This is a genomic window from Neotamlana sargassicola, assembly GCF_020523965.1.
Classification (GTDB): Bacteria; Bacteroidota; Bacteroidia; order Flavobacteriales; family Flavobacteriaceae; genus Neotamlana; species Neotamlana sargassicola.
In genome coordinates, this window is sequence record NZ_JAJAPX010000004.1 from 20,752 (window position 1) to 40,090 (window position 19,339).

Below are 19,339 nucleotides of genomic sequence, written 5' to 3' on the forward strand. Positions count from 1 at the left end.
AGACAATAATTTAATACTATTTTTTACTTCTAGGATGCGCTTTAACATGCACTTTTTTTAATTCAGCTATACTATTATGGGTATAAACTTGCGTAGCAGCTAAACTGGAATGTCCTAAAAGTTCTTTAACAGCATTTAAGTTCGCACCTTGATTTAATAAATGCGTTGCAAAAGAGTGCCTAAGTATATGCGGACTCTTTTTTACTTTTGTAGATGCTTTACTAAAATAGTCATTTATTATTCTGTAAACAAGTGTTTCGTATATTTTAACTCCTTTCTTTGTTAAAAACAACTTATTTTTATCGACTAAAATTTGTAGCTCGCTTCTTGCTTTAAGGTACTCCTTAGCTGTTTGTATTACTGTATTTAATAACGGAATAATGCGCTCCTTATTTCGTTTACCCAAAACCTTTAACGTTTTATTATGTAAATCGATGCTCGATATGTTTAATTGAACGAGCTCTATACGGCGTATACCTGTTGAATAGAATAATTCAATTATAAATTTGTCGCGCAAACTTTCAAAATCATTTTCTGTATTAAAAAGGTTTAATACTTGGCTTACCTCAATTTCTGAAAATGGAATTTGTACTTTCTTACTTGTTTTTAAAGCTTTATGCTTTGCTAAAGGGTTTATTTGAATGGCTTCGATTTTTAATAGAAACTTATAATACGAATTTAAAGCAGACACTTTGCGATTTACGCTACGATTGCTTAAACCAGCTTCGACCAAGGAAACTATCCAGCTTCTTATTTGCTGATAATTTATTGTGTTAATGGAATCTATTTTGTATTCCAGCTGCACAAATTCCGCGAAAGCGTTAATATCATTTATATATGCTTTTACAGTTAATGCTGAATAATTTTTTTCGAGCAACAAATAATCTGAAAAGGATTTAGTGGACAAATTGGGATCGTTTTAAATTTGAATTTCTTAAAAATACGAATCTTTACATAAATATGGAGCAAAAAAAATCCCACTTGATATAAAGTGAGATTTTAAATTATTTAGAATAAAGTAATTAAACTTCTTCTGCGTCTCTAAGCGTTTGAATGTATTGCGCTTTTTGAACTTGCGCTCTACGGGCTACAGATGGCTTGGTAAACTGCTTACGAGTTTGTAACGCACGTTTAGTTCCTGTTCTATCAAACTTACGCTTGTAACGCTTTAAAGCTCTATCTATATTTTCTCCTTCTTTTATTGGTATAATTAACATAGCTTTTAACCTCCTCTCTTTTTCAGATTTTGTGGGTGCAAATATAAAAACTAATTTAAAATTTACAATTTAATTTACAATTTTTATTAAATAACTGTTTATTAGCCCTTAAACTTTGTTTTTATTGCATTTAAAACAGCATTGTTCCCTTGTGCTATAGCATGATCTAAAGGCGTTTTACCTTCACTGTCTTTAATGGTTATATCTGCATTTGCATTTAAAAGCAAATTAGCTAATTCACCCGAACCAAAAGTAGCTACAAAAGTTAAAGCTGTTGCTTTGTTATAATTTTGCGCATTTACATTAGCACCAGAATCTATTAAAAGTTTTGCTTCTTTTACAAATCCTTTAAATGCAGCTCCCATAAGTGCCGTGTTACCGCTGTTATCTTTAGCATTTACATTTGCTCCTTGCGCTATTAAATATTGAGATACTTTGGTTTGATTATTATATACAGCTATTATTAACGGCGTAAAACCCATGAGGTTTGACTGATTAACAAGACTTTTATCTTTTAACACCATGGTTTTAATAGTAGTCAAATCTCCGTTTCTTACTAGCGAAAAAAAATCGGTTTGTGCGCTTAACGTTTTAAATAGCAAACATGTTATAATTAAAATAATTTTCGTTTTCATAGCAATTCTTATTTTATTAATTTTTGTTTTATGATGCTGAAAGATACTTTTTGGCTTCAATAAATTTATAAGGTTTATCATTTTTCAACCTTCTATTATTATAATTACTAACCCAGGTTGTATAACTTTTCACCTCTTGATTAATAATATTCTTTACAAAAGGAATAGCGTTATTTTGCATACCATTAACCTTATTTACTTCCTTTGAGATATCTTCTATATTATAAATAGGGTTTACAACTCCTAAACTATCACTCACATTAAAAGGCACTGCTAAATCTAAATAAATACGTTTTGTTTGATTCAATTTAGTATTGCACACAATGTCCTTTCTATTACTTACTGCTGAAATTATAGCATTAAAATCTTCTAAATTATTATTTTCAACATCATCCCAGTTAACAATATTTAGTTGATGTTTTTTAGCAATTTCTTGAGCTTTTATATGCGTTCTGTTAGAGATATAAACATTGGAGAACTGTATTTTTTTAAGATATTTTAAAATATCTTGAATCATATCTCCTGCTCCAATTAATAGTACTTTTCCGTTTTCAATATTATTTGCATTAAAATAATCTTTAACCAATTTTAAAGTTACATATGAAGTAGATGTACTTCCTGTAAAATACAGTGTTTCTTTGGTTATACGTTTATGGCTTTTAAATACAGCCTGAAAAGCTCTTTCTAGCAAAGTACCTTGCCTATTTTGTGCTACTGCTTCTTTATATGCAATACGAATTTGAGTAATAATTTGTTTATCACCAATAATTGATGACTTTAAACCACTTGCAACTGTTGCCAAATATTTAACCGTAGCAGCTGTAGTGTGATGAAGTGTAAACAACGACTTGTTTAAAGCTTTATTATGTAATGTTTGGGCAAAATTTACTAAAACATCTTTTATAATTTCTGGAGCTCCATTACTGGTTTCAACATACAACTCCATTCTATTACAAGTACTTAAAATCGCTATGCCTTCCACATTAATTTTTAACCTTAAAGCAGTAATTAGCCTTTCTTTTTCAGAAGATGTAAACGCATAAAACGCTCTTTCTGAAGCTTTACTTGTTTCGTGTGTTATGCCTATGTACAATAATTTTCTCATCATCATTTTAAACCTCATTTAAAAATTCTGCGAAACTATAAGCTTCGCAGAATAATAATCAACTCAACTTTTAGTGTTTACCACCCATAAAATCGCTCCTTGAAAAACCAAGTGCTTTTGCTAAACTCATTCCATAATTTCTATCTGCTTTATAGAAATAAGTAATCATGGTTTTTTGTGTATTTTTATCTTTTACCTTAGCTAAATCTCCAGCCAGATTACTTATTAAGTTTTCTTGCTCTTGCTTTGATAATGATCTGTAAAAATCTCCAGCCTGACTAAAATCGTTAGTCTTTGTAATTTTTTGCTGAGTAATTGTTACATTGTTTAAAGTTTCTTGAACATATTTATATTTCTCGGTATCTGAAACAGCTGTTCTAGAACTTGGTTGATAGTTTACATCTGGGTTATCAAACTCATCGTTTCTTGAGCTTGAAAAACTATCAGAATTATAGTTAACCACTTTTTGTTTTGGCTTATTCACTTCAATTTGCTGAAAGTTTGGACCTAAACGGTGTCTTTGCGTATCGAAATAAGAAAATAATCGCCCCTGTAATAATTTATCTTCTGAAGCTTGTACGCCTGGAATTAATGAACCAGGAGCAAATGCGATAGACTCTACCTCTTGAAAATAATTAACAGGATTTCTATTTAACGTCATCGTTCCAATTTTAATGCGCTCAATTTTATCAGCTGGCCAATCTTTAGTGGCATCTAACGGGAAGAAATCGAAATTATGTAAATCTTCTGGTTTAATTAGTTGCACATACAAATCCCATTGTGGGTAATTTTTACTATCAATAGCATTACGTAAACTAACTGTGGCGTGTTGCCAATCTTTACCTTGTTGTACTTCAGCTTCAGCTGCTGTTAAATTTTTCTCACCTTGTTTAGATTCCCAATGGTATTTCACATAAGTTACCTCACCTTTAGCATTAATCCATTTATAACCATGAACGCTACTACCATTCATGAATTGATAACCTGCTGGAATTCCGTAATCTGAATATAACAATGTTAAAGTATGTGTAGCTTCTGGTAAATGCGAAAAGAAATCGAACACCCTGTTAGGATCCTGCTTGTTAGTAACAGGAGATGGCTTAAAAGCATGAACCATATCTGGAAACTTTATAGCATCGCGAATAAAAAAAGTTGGAAAATTATTACCTACAATATCGTAATTACCTTGCTCTGTGTAAAACTTTACCGCAAAACCTCTTGGATCTCTGGCGGTTTCTGGAGAACCTTTTCCATGTACAACAGTGGAAAATCGTACAACGACTTCCGTTGATTTCCCGATTTGTTGAAAAGGAGCTGCCATTGTATACTTAGACATATCTGCAGAAGCTTCAAAAACTCCAAACGCACCTGCTCCTCTTGCATGCACAACGCGTTCTGGAATACGTTCTCTATCAAATGCTGCTAATTTTTCTATTAGATGAATATCTTCCAATAAAACGGGACCGTACTCACCAACGGTTTTTGAGTTTTGGTTATCGCCAACGGGCGCCCCGAAGTTAGTTGTCATTTCTTGTGCCATAACAATAGATGACATAAGAATTGTTAAAAAGGTAATACTAATGTTTTTCATGTTTAAATTATTTTTTGGCAAATTAAAGCAGAGCTACTATATTTATCAAATAGATATTTAAACAACTAATATTTATAATATAAATAATGACGATTCAGCAATTAAAATATATAGTGGCATTAGATAATTTTAGAAATTTTGTAAAAGCTTCTGAGAGTTGCAACGTAGCACAACCTACATTAACCCTACAAGTAAAAAAATTAGAAGACCAGATAGGATTAATTTTATTTGATAGAACTAGTCAACCTTTAAAACCAACACCTTTAGGTAAAGACTTTATAAAAAAATCTAGAGACATTTTGGTTTTAATTGATGAATTAAAAGGCACTGTTAATGATGAAAAAACAAATATGAACGGCACCTTCAGTATTGGCATAATACCGACACTTGCCCCCTACTTGTTACCCTTATTTATAAAAGAATTTTTAGAAAAACACACACAAACAAAACTCAAAATACTAGAATTACACAGTGAAGACATTATAGAAAAATTAGAAAAACAACAATTAGACATTGGTATATTAGCGACACCTTTAAACGAAAAAAATATTATTGAAACCCCATTATTTTACGAACCCTTTTTAGTTTATACCGATAATATAAAATCTATAACAAAAGGAAAAAACAAAATAAGTAGCGAAGACTTAAAACCAGAAGGTTTATGGCTTTTAGCAAAAGGACATTGTTTTAGAGACCAAATGCTAAAATTATGCGAACTAAAAAGAGTAGAGTTTGAACGCAATATTTTAATGGAAGGCGGCTCTATTGAAACATTAAAACCACTAATAAATAAAATTTCTGGTTATACTCTAATTCCTGAGTTATCTTACAATGAAGCTACTGATAAAAAACATATTGTTAGATTTGAATCTCCAGAACCCGTTCGAGAAATTAGCATTGTAACACACAAAAACTTTACAAAAGAAGCCTTAATTACCGCTTTAAGAAAATCAATTTTAAAACACACACCAGAAGCCTTTAAAAAGAATTCTAGGTTTGTTAAAATAAATTGGCGTTAAAAACAACTTAAATTTAAGTTGCTGGTTTGTATGATTTATTATCTATGATAATTTTTGATAATATTTCTCGAAGTATTTCTGATGTACCACCACCAATTGGACCTAACCTACTATCGCGAAGTAGTCTTGCCATTGGGTATTCTTCCATGTAACCATAACCACCTAAAAACTGTAAACATTCGTACATAACCTCGTCGGCCATTTTTGTAGATTTTAATTTAGACATAGTAGCTTCTTTAACCGCATATTCTCCTTTGTTTAATTGGTTAGCTACAGCATAATTAAAAGTTTTACAGAATTCCATTTCGGTGTACAAATCAGCAATTTTATGTCTTAAGGCTTGAAACTGATTGATTGATTTACCAAATGCCTTACGCTCCTTCATATACTCCAAAGCATATTCAAGTGCAAATTCTGCTCTTGCATGGGCATTAATCCCCATAATTAAACGCTCTGATGCAAAATGTTGCATAATATAAGAGAAGCCTTTGTTTTCTTCTCCCATTAAATTTTCAACAGGTATTTTAACATTATCGAAGGCTATTTCGCCTGTGTCTGATGCTCTCCACCCCAACTTATCTAGCTTTGTTGCAGAAACACCAGGAGTTTCTCTATCTATAAGAAATATACTTATGCCCTTATTTCCTAATTCTGGTGTGGTTTTAGCAGCAACAATTAAGTAATCGCTATAAACACCATTAGTAATAAATGTTTTAGAACCATTAATAACATATACATTACCGTCTTTTACTGCAGTGGTTCGCATTCCTGCCACATCACTTCCACCAAAAGGTTCAGTAATACAAAGACATCCTATTTTTTCACCAGCAATACTTGCCGATAAATATTTTTCTTTAATGGTTTCGCTAGCTTCTGCATTTAAATGCGTCATGGCCAAATACACATGAGCCCAAACTGCTGCTGCAAAACCGCCTGAATTTATTTTTTGAAGTTCTTCAAGTAAAATAACTGTGTAAAAAAAATCTAAACCTAAACCTCCATAAGTTTCTGGGTAATTTATCCCTAAAAAACCCATTTCACCTAACTTGGTCCAGATAGACTTATCTATTACACCTGATTTTTCCCAATTATTAATATTCGGTACAACTTCTTTTTGTAAAAAGTCTTTTAAACTTTGTCTAAAAAGGTTGTGTTCTTCAGTGAAGTATATGTTATTCATTTAAATAATTTTCGGTTTGCAAATATAATTCAATTATCTCAAATTTATTTACAGGAAAACCATTTACTTTTTTTAGATCTTGGATGGATTTAAAACCATTAAGAGCATTTCTATACGCTATTATTTCGTTTGCTAAATCGTAATCGATATGCTGAACGGTTACAAAATCGTTTACGGTAGCGGTATTGACATTTATTTTTTTAACCACTCGAGGTGTTTTAACCGTGAACTTTTTGGTAATATTTTTTATTACTTCAGGCTTCAGCCCATACACATCGCTTAGTTGTATATCTGCAATAAAACCGCCTGGAAATTTATTTCTAAACCTAACTATTCGTTTCGCGTAAACTTCTCCAACACCAAAAACTGTTTGTAATTGTTGTGCTGTTGCTTTATTTAAATCTTGCTTTTCTTCTTTATTTTTGTTGAAGCGTAATTTGCTACTTGGTTGTGTGTCTTTATTTATCCAATCTGGGAATTTAAAATAAGGTGATATTTGGTTTAGAAGAGAATCTGATACTTGTGTTACTTCTTGGAATTGTTTAGCCGTATTAATCCATTTACCTTGTTTTCTAAAAGCCAATAATCTATCAATTTCTTCATTAATCATTCCTAAATTAGAGCCTTTAAAATCTGAAATATAATTAGGATTAAAAGGGTATATTTTAGGTTTACTTAACTCTAATTTTATTTTTTTAATAGAATCGTATTCTTTTTGAAAAGCTAGATACTGCTCTGAATTTATTGGTTCACTTTCGGCAGAAAAATCAATAAAAAAATAAGCACATTGTAATCCTAAAATTAATGCCAATAAAAGCAAAATCCCATTTCGTTGTTGTTTAGTAAACTTGAAATGGGATAGCATTAGAGTTGAGTTAGTTAAAGTTTAATCTTCAATAGCATCTACTTTTAGCTTAATAGCATCAAGATAGCGATTTAATTGTTTTTTAACCACTGGAAATAATAGGAATAAACCAACCATGTTAGGGAAAATCATAGCGAAAATCATCGCATCGGAGAACGACCAAATTGACCCCATACTGGCTGCTGCACCAATTACAACAAAGGTTAAGAATAATATTTTATAAACTAAATCGGCAACTTTACCTCTACCGAATAAAAATTTCCATGATTGTAATCCGTAGTATGACCAAGATATCATTGTTGACACGGCAAATAATACCACGGCAATAGTTAAAAATATATTTGAATAAGGAATATATTGCGCAAATGCTTTAGATGTAATTCCAGCCCCCTCAAAAGCTTCACCGTCAATGTAAACAACTCCAGAACCGTCTCCTCCGTATTCAAAGAAACCTCCAAAGTTAAAAATAACAATAACTAAAGCTGTCATAGTACAAATTACAACAGTATCAATAAATGGCTCTAATAAAGCTACAAGTCCTTCTGAAGCAGAATATTTTGTTCTTACCGCAGAGTGCGCTATTGATGCCGAACCAGCTCCAGCCTCGTTTGAAAATGCGGCACGTTTAAACCCTACTAACAGCACACCTATAATAGAACCTACGCCAAATGCTGTAGGGTTAAATGCTTCTGTTACAATTAATCCTATAGCATCATCAATTAACGAGAAATTACTAAATATTATATATATACACGCCAGTATGTACATTAAAGCCATAAAAGGCACAACCTTTTCTGTTACCGATGCTATACGCTTAATACCTCCAATTATTATAATACCAACTAATATAGCTAATACTAATCCTACAATTGCACCTGCAGCAGTACTTTGCCAGTTAAAAAGCTCTTTAATTACTATAGTTGCTTGGTTAGATTGTGCTGCGTTACCACCACCAAATGAACCTCCAATACAGAATACAGCAAAAACACCTGCTGCAATTTTTCCTAAAGTTTTAAATCCTTTCGATTTTAATCCTTTACTTATGTAATACATTGGACCACCATAAACAGTACCATCTTCCCCTACATCGCGATATTGAACACCTAATGTACATTCTACAAACTTAGTAGACATACCTAAAAGACCACAAATAATCATCCAAAAGGTTGCTCCAGGACCACCTAAAGCAATAGCTAAAGCGACGCCCGCAATGTTACCATTACCAACTGTACCTGAAACCGCCGTTGCTAAAGCTTGAAAATGCGATACTTCCCCTTCGGAACTTTCGTCTCGTATAGTATCAACAATATCGCCATCTACAGCTAAATCGTCTTCTACGCTTACTAAATGTTCTTCTATATCTACATTAGTTAAATCTTGACCTTGGGCAATCCCATCTTCACCATAAAGTTCTTGAGCTCCGTGTTTTTCTATATCTTCATATTTACCTCGAACAGTGTTTATTGCTGTCCAGAAATAACGAATATTTGGGAAACCAAAGTAAATAGTGAAAAACAAAGCACTACCTACTAAAAGTAATAATACAAATGGAATTGTAAATTCTTCTCCTTTATAAACAGGAAAAAACACAACACTGGTAAAAAAATCTGCAACCGGTGCAAAGGCTTGATCTATTTTTTGATCTAGCCCAACCTCTTCTTCTTGTGCAAATGTTAATATTGGTAAAATTATAGAAAGTGTTGTTAGAAGATATTTCTTCATAATATGAGAATAAGTTAGTTATTATTTAGAGAATAATTAGTTATTGCTGGCAAGATGCTAAAAAAAAATGGCATTTTAAAACATTGGTTGTTAAAAATGCAATTTTACTAGTCTATATTAAATTCTGAATTAAGCGCATTTATTTGTTCAGGACGGCCTAAAACTATAATTTTAGAATGCGGTTCTAATTTTAAATCTGCTTCAGGGTTTACAATATATTCACCGCTAGCGTCCTTATAACCAATTACATTACAGCCTGTTTTTTTACGTAAATCTAAATCTTTTAAAGTCTTTGCTAAATTGGTATTATAAAGTTTCTCTACTGCAACTTCTTCTATATTAATATTCGATTTACCTACAATTGATAAATTATCGATAAATTCCATTAAACCTGGAACAACTACCAGAGAAGCCATATGGTCGCCACCTATTTTATCTGGCAAAATTACATTATTGGCTCCTGCAAACTTTAGCTTATCGTACGATGATTCTTGAGATGCTCTACTTATAATATTTATTTTAGAATTTAGCTGTCTTGCCGATAAAACTACAAATAAATTATCGGCGTCGTTTGGCAAAGCCGAAATAAAGCATGATGCTCGATTTACCCCAGATTGTTGTAAAACTTCATCTTCATTTGCATTTCCTATTACATATGGCACACCATCTAACTGTAAACGCTCTTCTAATTCCTTATTTTTTTCAATAACTACAAACTCACGATTGTAAGCCCTCAATTTGTTTGCGGCTTGTTTGCCATTGCGCCCATAACCACAAATAACAACGTGATTTTTAAAACCATCAATCTTTTTTTGCATCTTTTTATGTTTTAATTCTTCAATATCGTTCTTACTTAAAATATATTCAGTAATAATAGATAGTGCATAACCTACAATTATTACGCTAGCCAAAATTAAAAATATGGTAAAAATTTTAGCTTCTTTATCAAGCGGAACAACTTCACCAAAACCCACAGTTGTCATGGTAATTACGGTCATGTAAACCGCATCTACCCAGGAATAACCAGAAATAAAACGATATCCGGCAACACCAATAAGCAAAATAACTACTAGCAAAAGTACTGCAGTGTATATTTTGGTTCTAAAAAACTTTATTAATGGATTCATATAAAACTACAAATCGAAAACCGAAGATCTTTTAGTATAAACTAAATCCTTTATTTTCATCCAAAAGGCTAAAAACAAATATAATGCGAAACCAAAACCAACTGTTACAAAAGTTAAATACATAAAAGTTGTACGCACCACTTTAGCCCGAATACCTAACCTATCGGCAATACGTTGACACACATAATAACCATGCTTTTGAAAAAAATATACTGGTTTGTAAAATACATTCATACCGCAATTTAGTGTTAAGTTTTATTGTTTAAAAGTTTATTGTTTAAAAACACATTTCCAACGGCACATTTTAAGCACAAATTAGTATTACAGTAATTTGTTTTTAAATGAATTAATGCTTGAGAATCTAAAGCTGAATTCGACACCGATTTTAAACTATTAAATTTGGATATAATACTGTTATTTTCGGATTTTATTGAAGTTACCAAACTTAATATTTCATCCTGAATATTAACACCCAAATGTTTTGCGTAACAAAACTTTAATGGAATTATAGTATTGATTAACAATAAATCTATGAACGATTTTGATATGCTTTTGGTTGAAGGTTTTGATTCTTTTTGAAAAGTATAATGAGTCTTCCAGAAACCAGAGGTTTCTACTTTAAACAATTTATAAAACCCATCAATAGATTTAATTTCTATAATTTTTGAAAACAAATTTTGATGTAAAAAACACAAATTCGCAAATTGTGACAACCGAATGGTTGGAAAGTTTGAAGGCCGCAATCTAAAAAACTGAATAGGTAAAACCCCCACATTATTCAGTTTAAATTTGGTTTTAATTAAACTATATTCGTTTACAAGCTTTAAAAAGTAAGGTTCTTGCACATCGGCATCTAACAAACCTGCTTGTCCAAATAACAGAGCTTCTAAAGTTTCTACGTTGTTTTGCAATTTTCTTACAACAGCAAAATCTAAACTGTTTGCTAAACTAAAAAAGGCTTCACCATTCACTTTTAAACCAAAGTTTTTTAGAAGCATTTTAAACAAAACAGCTTCCCAGTCGTTTTTTGATTGAGTTAATAACTCATCAATTACACCTGCCTTTTGTTCTAAACGCTCAAAATACAAACGTTCTTTCCAGTTGGCTAGTACAAACTCGTTTACACTACTAAATTCATTTTCACAATTAATCCATTTATTTTGTCCGTTAAAAAGGGCGCTGTAACTTTTAATTAAAGCATCATCTACAAAATCCTTTATTTGTAAGGTTGCTATCGGCGAATTATCTTCTCTAAACACCTCAGTATCATGCTCCCAAACTACATGCAAAATAACGTTATTGTAAGCATTATCTATTTCATGATTATGCAAAAACCAATCGGAAGATTTTACATGAATTTCCACATTACCTGCCCAAAGTTGGTCGCCAATAATTAATTGGGCATTAAAAAAATCTGGCCCCGAATTAAAATTATGTGTGCCTACATTTTTTATAACAACCGTTTCACCCAGTACCGTTTTTAAATGCGTGATATGTATCTTTTTATGTTTCCATAAATAATGTAGAAAATCTTCTTGCATTCAACTAATTTAATTAATTTGAAGTAAGAAATTTAATAAATTTGAAAAAAATGTCCCCTTTTTAAATCTGGCAAACGTCATTGAGATATAAACTTTTAATAAATTTAATTATGAAACAATTTATGATGATTTTCACTGGAGCCGATTACACCGATTTAGGCTTATCGCCAGAAGAATTACAAACTCGCATGCAAAAATGGTTTGCTTGGGGAAACAAAATGGAGCAAGCTGGTATTTTGCGAGGTGGTGAAGCTTTAACTCCGCAAATTAGACGTGTTTCGGGTAAAAACCGTACGGTAACCGATTTATCGTCGGCCGAAGCTAAAGAAATTGTTGGTGGGTATTACACCGTAGAAGCCGAAAATTTTGATGCAGTTGAAGCCATTGCACAAGATTTTCCCGATTACGACTTAGGTGGCACTGTAGAAATTAGAGAAGTTATGGTGTTCGACAGATAATATGGAAAACCAACTTATAGACCATCTTTTTAGACATCACAGCGGAAAGATGGTCTCTGTTTTAACTCGATTTTTTGGTTTACATCATCTCGATATCATTGAAGATGCCGTACAAGACACCTTTATAAAAGCCAGTTTAAGTTGGCGTACAAAACAACCCGAAAATCCTGAAGCTTGGTTAAATAAAGTGGCGAAAAACCGGGTTTTAGATATTTTTAGAACCCTTAAAGCACAACAAAACAACCTGCCTCAAATAAACCAAGGCATACAAAGTATTGCAATAAATGAATTGTTTCTAGATTCAGAAATTGAAGATGCACAATTACGCATGATTTTTACCGCCTGCCACCCCAAACTCGATGCGCGCGACCAAATTTCGTTTGCCTTAAAAACCGTTTCTGGTTTTAGTACAAAAGAAATTGCATCGGCTTTATTAACCAAAGAAGATACTATTAAAAAACGACTGCATAGAGCCAAAAAAAGTATTAAACAACAACATATTCCTTTTACAATTCCGCAAGGCAATGCGCTACCCCAACGTTTAGATAGTGCGCTAGAAGTTTTATATTTAATTTTTAATGAAGGATTTCACTCAAACAAAACAGACAAGCTCATTCAAAAAGAACTATGTGCAGAAGCGCTACGATTAACTCAAATTCTATTAAAAAAAGATATTACGAGACAACCAAAAGTATATGCACTTTGCGCTTTAATGTGTTTTCATGCGGCACGACTAGACGCAAAAACCAATACCAATAACGAAATTTTAGATTTACAAACTCAAAACCGTAGCCTGTGGCATAAACCACTTATAGAACGCGGAAACCTAATGATGTATAAAGCTGTTGAAACTCTCACATTTTCACATTATCATTATGAAGCCGCCATAATTGCTGAGCACCTAAAAGCTCCAACCTTCGAACAAACAGATTGGAACAAAATTCACCATTGGTATTTATGCCTTCAACAATTACAACCAGCTCCCATTAACTTAATAAACATGGCTGTAGTGTGCTTGCAAAAGCAAGATTTTATTATGGCAAAATCACATTTAAATAAATTAAATGTTGAAGATTTACAACAACGTGCATATTTGTTTTATGCCACTAAAGCCAATTATTATTTGCAAACCAATCAACCTAAAATAGCCGTTTTAAATCTAAACAAAGCCATAGAACAAGTTAGTAATAAACTCGAAAAAAAATATTTAATAAAAAAACGGGACGATTTAATTTTAAAAAACAAAACTTAAATTTCTAAAAAACTATATTATCTTTATGTGAAAAACGGCATATTTTTTGCTCCCTTATTCACAATGAAAAAACTGCTAGCACTTTTACTGTTATTGCCTCTTCTTAATTTTGCTCAGGTTAAGAAGCTTTATAGGCAAGCCTTAAGAACTTCAAATTTAGAAGAACGAATTTCTATTTTAAACGAAATTATAAAACAAGACCCTAAAAATCTCGATGCCATATTTCAACGCGGTATTGCTAAAAACGATTTAGGAAATTACAGAGGTGCCATAGTAGATTACTCCAGAATAATTGTTGAAAACCCAGAAGCAGACACCTTTTTTAATCGTGGAAATGCAAAATACAGCTTGCAAGATTTACCAGGTGCAAAACAAGATTACGCCAAAGCTTATATGCTAGACAATAATTTTATTGATGCCCTTTATAGTTTAGCTTGCGTGAAGTTGGATTTAGGAGAATTTGAAAGTGCTATTACCGATTTTAATACCGTTTTAAAAAATGCACCAAACTTTGCTCGTGCTTATATTTTAAGAGCCCATGCCTATAAAGCTATTAAAAAACTAGATAATGCTTTAGACGATTATTCAACGGCCATCGTTTTAGAACCTTCAATAGACACTTATTACAATCGAGCGCTTTTCTTTATGGCAATTAATTACTTTAAAGAAGCTAAACGCGATTTTTCTATTGTTTTAAGAGCAGATAGAAATAACGCCTACAGCTATTTTTACAGAGGAGCCATAAATTTATTTTTAGGTGAATTTGAAGATTCTGTTGCCGATTTTAGTAAAGCACAACAGTTTGATGCCACAGATTTTGATACTTACCTAGGATTGGCCATGGCGTACAACAAATTAAACAACACCCAACTTTCGCAAGTAAATTTTAAAAAAGCCAATAATATTATTTCTCCAAACGAAATTATAAATAGTATTGATGATTATGAAAACACCTATTGGCACCAACACTATTATTATTTCTTTAATAACAATATTAACGACATCATTAAAAAGCGATAATTTACACTTTATACTTTATTGGTAAATGCACTACTTTTTTGGTTTCAAAAAAATCTTCTTGGTAAAAACTAGTTAAATCATAAATAGTCGCTTTGGTATATGTTTTAAGTTCTTCGCTTAAATCGCCACCTTTTAAATATAAAATACCGTTTTTTAATTCGTTTTGTTGTTTTTTAGCAACTTTTCCTTTTACCCAATGCACAAATGTTGGCATTGCAGCCACCGCCCTACTCACAATAAAATCGTAAGTGTCATTTATTTCTTCAACTCTTGTGTGTGTGGTCTTAACATTTGTAAGTTCTAAACCTTCAACCACCTCATTTACTACCTTAAGCTTTTTTGCAATACTATCGACCAAATGGAACGAACACTCCGGAAACATAATAGCCAATGGAATTCCAGGAAAACCACCACCAGTTCCCACATCCATAATTTTACTACCACTTGCAAATGGCATTACTTTAGCAATACCCAAAGAATGTAAAACATGACGTAAATACAGCTCATCTATATCTTTTCTTGACACAACGTTTATCTTTAAATTCCAATCTTGGTACAGATTTTCCAATAATTTAAACTGTTGTATTTGTGTTTCAGTTAAATCAGGAAAGTATTTTAAAATAAGCTCCATTCTTGTTAAATTTTCAACAAAAATATACTTTTTAAATACATTATTTTACTAAAAAACGTTATTAGTTCAGTTCGTTTATAACTATATTTGCACGAAATATAGTTTTTCGACAATTTAGGAAGACTATATTAAATAAATTATCATGACTAAACAGACATTATCGTTCTCAAGAACCGATTCAGCAAAATTTTTTAGAACATTAAATAAAAGAGTAAATAATTACTTTAAGGAAAACAACATAAAACGTACCGGAAATTGGAAAATTTGGGTTAAAACTATTGTTATGTTTTCTATATTTTTAGCGCCTTACTTTTTAATATTAACGCTAAATATTCCTGGTTGGGCGCAATTATTACTTACGGTTGTAATGGGTATTGGTATGGCAGGTGTTGGCATGAATGTAATGCACGATGGTAACCACGGTTCGTTTTCTAATAAAGAATGGGTTAACCGTTTAATGGGAAGTAGTATTTACATACTTGCTGGCAATGTTTACAATTGGCAAGTACAACACAATGTATTACACCATACATACACCAACATTCATGGACATGATGAAGATTTAGATGCAGGACGTATTTTGCGCTTCACGAAACATTCTGAATGGAAATGGTATCATAAATTTCAACACTACTATTCTATATTGTTATACGGTTTATTAACTATTAATTGGGCAATTACAACCGACTGGCAACAAATGCGTCGCTATATGAAACGCAAACTATCTTATGGAAAATTACCAAACCCAGTTTGGAACTGGAGTAAATTAGTTATTTCTAAATTAATATACGTAAGTATCTGGATTGTTTTACCAATGCTTATTTTAGATATTGCTTGGTGGAAAGTTTTATTAGGCTTTTTTGTGATGCATTATACTGCTGGCCTTATTTTAAGTGTAGTTTTTCAATTAGCTCATGTTATGGAAGAAGCCGAAATGCCTTTACCAGAAAAAAATGGCACCATGAAAAATACTTGGGCTATACACCAATTAAAAACAACAATTAATTTTAGCACCAAAAACCGCATTGTAAATTGGTTTACTGGCGGATTAAACCACCAAGTTGAGCATCATATTTTTCCGCACATTAGCCATGTGCACTACACAAAAATTTCTAAAATCGTAAAAGAAACTGCGAAAGAATTTAACTTACCATATAACGAATATAAAACCACCCGTAAAGCGGTTATTTCTCATTTTAAATATTTAAAAGAAATGGGTATGAAGCCTGCTTTACAAGTTTAATCAACATTTTACAAACAAAATGCAACTACTATCTGATAGAATTTTAAACATGGCAACGTCTGCAACGTTAGCTATGGCGGCAAAAGCACGCGAATTAAGAGGCGAAGGCAAAGACATTATTGGGTTAAGCTTAGGCGAACCAGACTTTAATACGCCAGATTTTATAAAAGAAGCTGCGATTAAAGCTATTAACGACAACTATAACTCGTATACTCCTGTTGATGGTTATGGAGAACTTAAAGACGCTATTATCACAAAATTTAAGCGCGATAATAATTTAACTTATGGGCCTTCTCAAATTGTAGTTTCAACTGGTGCTAAACAAGCTTTGTTTAACATTGCAGGAGTTATGCTTAATGATGGAGATGAAGTTATTTTACCATGTCCGTACTGGGTAAGTTACTCTGATATTGTAAAGCTTTTTGGTGGTGTTCCTGTTGAAGTAAAAACATCGATTGAAACCGATTTTAAAATGACTGCAGAGCAACTTGAAGCTGCTATTACTCCAAAAACCAAAATGATGTGGTTTAGTTCTCCTTGTAACCCAAGCGGATCGGTGTACAGCAAAGAAGAACTTCAGGAGTTAGTTGAAGTATTTAAAAAATACCCTGACATCTATGTAGTTTCCGATGAAATTTACGAGCACATAAACTATGGTAAAGGCCATACAAGTATTGCCGAGTTTGAGGAAATGTACGACAGAACTATTACTGTAAATGGTGTATCTAAAGCATTCGCAATGACCGGATGGCGTATTGGATATATTGGTGGTCCAGAAAAAATTGCTCGAGCTTGTAATAAACTTCAAGGGCAAGCAACAAGTGGCGCAAACTGTATTGCGCAACGCGCAGTAATTACAGCATGTACAGAGTCTCCAGAAAAAGTATCGTACATGATTGAAGAATTTAAAGAGCGTCGCGATTTAATTCTTGGATTGTTAAACGATATTGAAGGCTTTAACTGCAATGTTCCTGATGGTGCTTTTTATGTGTTCCCAAACATTTCTCACTACTTTGGAAAGACTTTACGTGGAAAAACAATAAACAATGCAACAGATTTTTCATTGTACTTGCTTGAAGAAGCTTTAGTAGCCACGGTAACTGGTGAAGCTTTTGGAAACCCAGACTGTATTCGTATTTCTTACGCAGCTTCACAAGAGCAAATTATTGAAGCTATAAAACGTATTAAAGAAGCTGTAAGCTAAAAGTATAGTTTAATTTATTATATTATGACCTGTCAAGTTTTTAAAACTTGACAGGTCTTTTTTTTATACCAAAACATAATAAACAAATAAAGCTAAAAGCGATAATAAAACAAGGGTTAGATAAGTAACTTTGCGTTTATAACTTTTATTCTCCTTTAAAGTTTGTTGTTTTATTTTCTTTAGCAACTCTGGTGTAGACTTTGGGAAATTTTTCATCTCTACACCGCAATAACTTCCAGACAACGCTTTTTTATCCTTTCGTTTGGCTAATAAATTTCTATTATTTTTTAATGAATTGTTGGCTGCCGCCATTGATCCTTCTCCACCCATAATCTACTTTTTAAAAGTTTAAATAGCATACACTATAATATATTAGTAAGGAATTTTTACTAAATGTTACGGAAAGGCTCTAAACTAAATTCAAGTTAAACACTAACAGCCAACACTATTCAACAAAAAAGCCGCTAAAACTAGCGGCTTTTTTATTAAATATTTTTTTAAGCTTAATTAAGCTCGTAAAGGCTGATTCATTATTAAATCGATATAGTGATTCACCTTATTTTTAAGCTCACTTCTAACAGCAATAAAATCTAGAAAACCATGCTCTAACAAAAACTCTGCAGATTGAAACCCCTCTGGTAAATCTTTACCTGTTGTATCTTTTACAACACGAGGACCTGCAAAACCAATTAAAGCTCCAGGTTCGCTAATGTTTATATCTCCTAACATAGCAAACGATGCTGTTGTACCACCAGTTGTTGGGTCTGTACACAATGAAATATAAGGCAATTTAGCTTCGGCTAACTGTGCTAATTTTACAGATGTTTTAGCCAACTGCATTAAAGATAATGCGGCCTCCATCATACGGGCTCCACCAGACTTTGAAATAACCATTAATGGTAGTTTTTTCTTTAAAGCATAATCTGCAGCACGTGCAATTTTTTCACCTACAACGCTTCCCATAGAACCTCCAATAAAAGCAAAATCCATACAGGCAACAACTAAATCTTTTCCTTTAGATTTTCCAACTCCTACTCTAACGGCATCTTTTAGCTTAGTTTTTTCTTGAGCTGCTTTTAAACGGTCTGGATATTTTTTAGTATCAATAAACTTTAAAGGATCTTTAGATTCTAAGTTTGCATCTAATTCTTTAAACTTATTATCATCAAAAAGAATTTCAAAATACTCTTTACTTCCAATTCGAACATGGTAACCGTCTTCTGGACTTACATAAAAATTTTTCTCTAATTCTTCTGTATCAATAATTTTTCCTGTTGGCGATTTATACCAAAGCCCTCTGGGAGTGTCTTTTTTTTCTTCTGTAGTCGTTGTTATTCCTTTTGTTTTTCTTTTAAACCAAGACATAGAATTAATATTTTTAATAGATTATAAAAAATCTATTCGTTTCAAATTTATTGGTTAGCTTGCTTTAATTAAAAAGCGTGACTACAAAATTAAGTCTTTTTTTGATTTTGAAGTAAGACTACTGAAGTTTTTATGAAGCAGTTATACAAAAAAGAACTTAATTA

At 32.2% G+C, this 19,339-nt stretch carries 20 protein-coding genes; 6 read left to right on the forward strand and 14 right to left on the reverse strand.

The window, feature by feature from the left end:
• Window positions 1-16: 16 nt before the first annotated feature.
• From LG651_RS10370 to LG651_RS10390, 5 genes are all read right to left on the reverse strand, one after another.
• Entirely contained in the window at window positions 17-907 is an 891-nt protein-coding gene (locus tag LG651_RS10370) for a tyrosine-type recombinase/integrase (RefSeq protein WP_226696059.1), read from the reverse strand.
• 115 nt (window positions 908-1,022) lie between these two features.
• A complete protein-coding gene (gene rpsU, locus LG651_RS10375; RefSeq protein WP_044632593.1) occupies window positions 1,023-1,217 on the reverse strand; it encodes a 30S ribosomal protein S21 in 195 nt (64 codons plus the stop codon).
• A 101-nt stretch (window positions 1,218-1,318) separates the two neighbouring features.
• Complete coding sequence (locus LG651_RS10380) at window positions 1,319-1,852, reverse strand: ankyrin repeat domain-containing protein (RefSeq protein ID WP_226696060.1); 534 nt, start codon at window positions 1,850-1,852, stop codon at window positions 1,319-1,321.
• A gap of 28 nt (window positions 1,853-1,880) precedes the next feature.
• Window positions 1,881-2,963, reverse strand: coding sequence for a glutamyl-tRNA reductase (locus LG651_RS10385; protein WP_226696061.1), 1,083 nt, complete (start codon window positions 2,961-2,963; stop codon window positions 1,881-1,883).
• Between the two features lie 64 nt (window positions 2,964-3,027).
• Window positions 3,028-4,548 (reverse strand): catalase, encoded by a 1,521-nt coding sequence (locus LG651_RS10390; RefSeq protein ID WP_317197716.1) that lies wholly within the window; start codon window positions 4,546-4,548, stop codon window positions 3,028-3,030.
• A gap of 86 nt (window positions 4,549-4,634) precedes the next feature.
• Between LG651_RS10390 and LG651_RS10395 the strand changes: the two genes are divergently transcribed.
• Complete coding sequence (locus LG651_RS10395; RefSeq protein WP_226696062.1) at window positions 4,635-5,567, forward strand: hydrogen peroxide-inducible genes activator; 933 nt, start codon at window positions 4,635-4,637, stop codon at window positions 5,565-5,567.
• A 13-nt stretch (window positions 5,568-5,580) separates the two neighbouring features.
• On the opposite strand, the gene LG651_RS10400 is transcribed toward LG651_RS10395, so the two are convergent.
• The 6 genes from LG651_RS10400 to LG651_RS10425 form a co-directional block, all read right to left on the reverse strand.
• Window positions 5,581-6,747, reverse strand: coding sequence for an acyl-CoA dehydrogenase family protein (locus LG651_RS10400; RefSeq protein ID WP_226696063.1), 1,167 nt, complete (start codon window positions 6,745-6,747; stop codon window positions 5,581-5,583).
• Window positions 6,740-7,612: a ComEA family DNA-binding protein gene (locus LG651_RS10405; protein WP_226696064.1), complete on the reverse strand. Its 873-nt coding sequence runs from the start codon at window positions 7,610-7,612 to the stop codon at window positions 6,740-6,742. Before LG651_RS10405 ends, LG651_RS10400 begins: the two co-directional genes overlap by 8 nt.
• A 21-nt stretch (window positions 7,613-7,633) precedes the next feature.
• Window positions 7,634-9,334 carry an alanine/glycine:cation symporter family protein gene (locus LG651_RS10410; RefSeq protein ID WP_226696065.1) on the reverse strand — a complete coding sequence of 567 codons (1,701 nt, stop codon included), beginning with the start codon at window positions 9,332-9,334 and terminating at the stop codon, window positions 7,634-7,636.
• 107 nt (window positions 9,335-9,441) lie between these two features.
• Window positions 9,442-10,461 (reverse strand): potassium channel family protein, encoded by a 1,020-nt coding sequence (locus tag LG651_RS10415; RefSeq protein ID WP_226696066.1) that lies wholly within the window; start codon window positions 10,459-10,461, stop codon window positions 9,442-9,444.
• A gap of 6 nt (window positions 10,462-10,467) precedes the next feature.
• Complete coding sequence (locus LG651_RS10420) at window positions 10,468-10,695, reverse strand: PspC domain-containing protein (RefSeq protein WP_226544064.1); 228 nt, start codon at window positions 10,693-10,695, stop codon at window positions 10,468-10,470.
• Between the two features lie 14 nt (window positions 10,696-10,709).
• Window positions 10,710-12,002, reverse strand: a complete 1,293-nt coding sequence (locus LG651_RS10425; protein ID WP_226696067.1) for a DUF2851 family protein — start codon at window positions 12,000-12,002, stop codon at window positions 10,710-10,712.
• 110 nt (window positions 12,003-12,112) lie between these two features.
• Between LG651_RS10425 and LG651_RS10430 the strand changes: the two genes are divergently transcribed.
• From LG651_RS10430 to LG651_RS10440, 3 genes are all read left to right on the forward strand, one after another.
• Complete coding sequence (locus LG651_RS10430; RefSeq protein ID WP_226696068.1) at window positions 12,113-12,460, forward strand: YciI family protein; 348 nt, start codon at window positions 12,113-12,115, stop codon at window positions 12,458-12,460.
• Window position 12,461: 1 nt separating this feature from the next.
• Window positions 12,462-13,712: an RNA polymerase sigma factor gene (locus LG651_RS10435; protein WP_226696069.1), complete on the forward strand. Its 1,251-nt coding sequence runs from the start codon at window positions 12,462-12,464 to the stop codon at window positions 13,710-13,712.
• Window positions 13,713-13,775: 63 nt separating this feature from the next.
• Complete coding sequence (locus tag LG651_RS10440; protein ID WP_226696070.1) at window positions 13,776-14,732, forward strand: tetratricopeptide repeat protein; 957 nt, start codon at window positions 13,776-13,778, stop codon at window positions 14,730-14,732.
• A 1-nt stretch (window position 14,733) separates the two neighbouring features.
• Here the strand turns inward: LG651_RS10440 and rsmG are convergent, their stop codons facing one another.
• Entirely contained in the window at window positions 14,734-15,363 is a 630-nt protein-coding gene (gene rsmG / locus LG651_RS10445) for a 16S rRNA (guanine(527)-N(7))-methyltransferase RsmG (RefSeq protein WP_226696071.1), read from the reverse strand.
• 142 nt (window positions 15,364-15,505) lie between these two features.
• Here rsmG and LG651_RS10450 point away from each other — a divergent pair, with 142 nt between their 5' ends.
• A complete protein-coding gene (locus tag LG651_RS10450; protein ID WP_226696072.1) occupies window positions 15,506-16,606 on the forward strand; it encodes a fatty acid desaturase family protein in 1,101 nt (366 codons plus the stop codon).
• A 19-nt stretch (window positions 16,607-16,625) separates the two neighbouring features.
• On the forward strand, window positions 16,626-17,810 hold the full coding sequence (locus LG651_RS10455) for a pyridoxal phosphate-dependent aminotransferase (protein WP_226696073.1): 1,185 nt from the start codon (window positions 16,626-16,628) through the stop codon (window positions 17,808-17,810).
• Window positions 17,811-17,873: 63 nt separating this feature from the next.
• On the opposite strand, the gene LG651_RS10460 is transcribed toward LG651_RS10455, so the two are convergent.
• Window positions 17,874-18,140 carry a hypothetical protein gene (locus LG651_RS10460; protein ID WP_226696074.1) on the reverse strand — a complete coding sequence of 89 codons (267 nt, stop codon included), beginning with the start codon at window positions 18,138-18,140 and terminating at the stop codon, window positions 17,874-17,876.
• A gap of 177 nt (window positions 18,141-18,317) precedes the next feature.
• Window positions 18,318-19,175 carry an acetyl-CoA carboxylase, carboxyltransferase subunit beta gene (gene accD / locus LG651_RS10465; protein WP_226696075.1) on the reverse strand — a complete coding sequence of 286 codons (858 nt, stop codon included), beginning with the start codon at window positions 19,173-19,175 and terminating at the stop codon, window positions 18,318-18,320.
• Between the last annotated feature and the right edge of the window lie 164 nt (window positions 19,176-19,339).